The 3,186-nt window shown below is 38.1% G+C and carries 4 protein-coding genes and 1 pseudogene; 2 read left to right on the top strand and 3 right to left on the bottom strand.

What is annotated here, in order from left to right; genetic code table 11:
* Positions 1-672: IS3 family transposase (locus tag AB4323_RS24435; protein WP_372153550.1), on the top strand; the 672-nt coding region annotated here is incomplete at its 5' end.
* Between the two features lie 139 nt (positions 673-811).
* Positions 812-1,813, top strand: a complete 1,002-nt coding sequence (locus AB4323_RS24430) for a hypothetical protein (RefSeq protein ID WP_372153549.1) — start codon at positions 812-814, stop codon at positions 1,811-1,813.
* 230 nt (positions 1,814-2,043) lie between these two features.
* Here AB4323_RS24430 and AB4323_RS24425 read toward each other — a convergent pair whose 3' ends face one another.
* The 3 genes and pseudogenes from AB4323_RS24425 to AB4323_RS24415 form a co-directional block, all read right to left on the bottom strand.
* Positions 2,044-2,415 (bottom strand): transcriptional regulator, encoded by a 372-nt coding sequence (locus AB4323_RS24425; RefSeq protein WP_213899847.1) that lies wholly within the window; start codon positions 2,413-2,415, stop codon positions 2,044-2,046.
* Between the two features lie 125 nt (positions 2,416-2,540).
* Positions 2,541-2,738 (bottom strand): hypothetical protein, encoded by a 198-nt coding sequence (locus tag AB4323_RS24420; protein WP_372153547.1) that lies wholly within the window; start codon positions 2,736-2,738, stop codon positions 2,541-2,543.
* Positions 2,739-2,898: 160 nt separating this feature from the next.
* Positions 2,899-3,186 (bottom strand): annotated as a pseudogene (locus AB4323_RS24415) (hypothetical protein); the annotation flags it as partial.

Below are 3,186 nucleotides of genomic sequence, written 5' to 3'. Positions count from 1 at the left end.
CAATCACCGAAATACGCAGTTCGAACTGAGCTGGCTAAAAAAGGCCATAAGGTTAATCGCAAGCGTATCGTTCGGATCATGCGTGAAATGGGCATTGGAGCAATTTATCCCAAGCCAAAAACGACACTTGCGAACAAAGCACACAAGGTTTATCCCTACCTATTGCGTGACATCGAAGTTACTTACCCCAACCAAGCGTGGGCAATCGATATCACGTATGTCCCTATGGCTAAAGGGTTCCTCTACCTTGTTGCCATCATCGATTGGTATAGCCGTAAGGTGCTGTCTTGGCGGTTATCTAACACCATGGATACGAGCTTTTGTATCGAAGCTCTTGAAGAAGCGCTTAAGCACTACGGACCACCCGATATCTTCAACTCAGATCAAGGCAGTCAGTTTACCAGCACTGAGTTCACACAGAAGTTGATTGACCATAATGTACGGATCAGCATGGATGGGAAAGGTCGTTGGATCGACAATGTTTTCATCGAGCGATTATGGCGAAGCCTGAAATATGAGGAGATTTACTTAAAAGCTTATACTACACCTCGTGAAGCCGAGCTTGAAATCGGTCACTACATGGTGTTTTATAATGAGGAGCGTAACCATCAGGGACTCAATAACCTTACCCCTGATGAAGCCTACTTCGGCAGGCAGAGATACGCAGCATGAGCTGGATCAACCACTTAAGGAGTTAGCTTATGTGTCCAACCATTGGGGTCCACTTCTCTTCACTAAACTAACGTGTTCATCTAGACTAAGATTTTCTAATGTCTGATTTTGATATCTCGGCATATTATCAGGAAGTGAAATGAACAAGAACCTAGTGAATATCTCATTGGAAGAGCAACAAGCTCAACTCGAAAGTCGCAAACACTACACATTCTTCAAAGATGGTTACATTGATGGTTATAGCTTTGCTTTTGGGCTGTTCGAATCACTATGGTTAGATGGTTTTGATGTAAAGAACCCTACAGATCTGCTCAATGCACTGTGTTTACTCATTGAAAATGAGCATGTAGAACAACAGAAAGTCTTTGAAACTCATATTAATGATATGACCCCAGAAGCCTACGCAATGTATCCAGAAGGGAAAACGATTCTATTCCATTGCACATTCTTTCTTCATAATATACACAATTATATTTCCCATATTGGAGAGCGAGTTATTCAAATCCCAAGAACCGAAAAGGATATACTTTATTCTTGGTGGTTAAAGCGTGAGAACGTCTATACATACACATATCTTGATACCTTTATGAAACAATTCACCGAGATCTTGGATTCTATGCCAAGCTTTAGGCATATGGTGATGAATCTGCACATCTCAAGACACATCCCAGATGAAGAGTTTTCTGCTTATTCAACGATCATCAAGAAAGAAGAGCGCTCTAAGCACATTGTTGAGCGTATCAACGAGGCCATAAACCAAGAATTTTATCTCGAAGCAATCGCTCTTGAAGAAAGTTGCATTTCAGACCGTTTATCGTTGGTTTTGTACTTGAAAGGGCAAAAAGCAGGGACAAAGAGCTTTGCAAAGCTCACAGAACTGTGTGATGAGTTTTTACCCAAGAATCTTAAGCGTGATGTGGACTCGTGGCGTAAAGAGCGAAATAGATCGATTCATAACTTAGTAAGGTCTTCACCTCTTGAAGAGATGATCGACCTTGAAGAGCTTGACTTACTTTCGGTATATACGGCCAAGAAAGGGTTGAAGTTACTTGATGATGTAAATATTTGGTTTGAAGAATTTATTCTTTCTGAGATGAACCCGTTCTGTTTGCGATTACAAGAAGAAGTAACCCTGAACTAGATTTGATGTTCTTGAGCAACTAATTTTAGCTCCCCCTTTAGAAACGGGAGATTCGTATTTCGGTGATTTCGATCGCGTTTACGTTGTTTTTCAAGCAAGTCTCCATATTTTTACAATTTAGTAACGTAAACGATTGATCTCTGCACACGTTTCAGGGATCGAATACACCTCATCGATATAACGCCAGTCTCACGTCTGCGCACCAACTCCATGTATTAAAAATTGATGAGCTATAGAAGCAGATCTTCCAGTTCTTTACCCATGAGGACCTCAAAAGATGTATAAATTGCAGTAAGACGCTCTTCGTTTCCACATCTATCAATACGAACAAAACCTTTAGCTGCAATCTCATCAATAGAAATCGAAAGCTCTTCGACACTGCGACTTGTTATCTCAGATAACTTCCCTACACTATTTGGTCTCTCATGATCTATCATGTTCAAGAGCTTAATATTATCGTTAGTTAAAACCTGTGCAAGCTCCGTTAATGATGCAAACCAAAAATGAGGAATATCTTCGACATTGTTTAATTTACCAGCTGCAACATCCAACATATACTTGCGGACTAGTTCTTCATCGGCGATTCCAATTCTAGCTTTCATAGTCTATCCATGTTAATAAAAATATAATGATTTTGTTTAAACCAAAGGAAAACTGGTGATAATAATGGCAAATTACAGCAGGTTTCTCATACCTCGATATGAAATTTCTTTAAACCACGCGCTTATTATTCACTACTTTGATGAAGCGCAATAACCTTAAGAACATCAGCAGTAATATTAATTGCTTTAGTGCCTGATGGTATATCCATCTTATCTTGATATTGCACCCAAACTTCTCCATTTTTAGAAATGCGGATCATTGCGAATGTATCGTTAAGAAAGGACTTATTGACGCCAAGTTGCTCATGAATATCATCGATCATAATCATCCCTATTACATGTTTAGTAGCAAAGTATAAGATTGAATACTAATCCATAATTTTGTGGAAAACAATCCTATTCATCCATTCTATTCCAAAATGTACACTTGAATATAATATGAAAAGCCAGATCTTTGATCTGGCAGATATCAATGAGGTTTTATTAAAGACTGGAACACAAAGACTCTAATATCTTTCTTTCAGTGCTTAATTTTTTAACTCTATTACCAGTTTCAAAACCGTCTATTTTACTCATGTGTTTAACAAAACGATCAGCATTTGCTTTACTTGAAATTTTAAAGTTAGATAAATTATTGTAGTTTTTAATTTTATCAGTCAATTTTTTATCATAGAAAAGCATATTCTGAAAAAGAATATCAGGCATAACGTATGTGTCTAATACTTGTTTAATTCTGTACATTGATTGATACAGATCTTGTGCTTCTACAGC

This window comes from Vibrio sp. 10N.261.52.C11 (assembly GCF_041471405.1).
Lineage (GTDB): Bacteria > Pseudomonadota > Gammaproteobacteria > Enterobacterales > Vibrionaceae > Vibrio > Vibrio crassostreae_C.
This window is presented reverse-complemented; position numbering and strand designations above follow the sequence as displayed.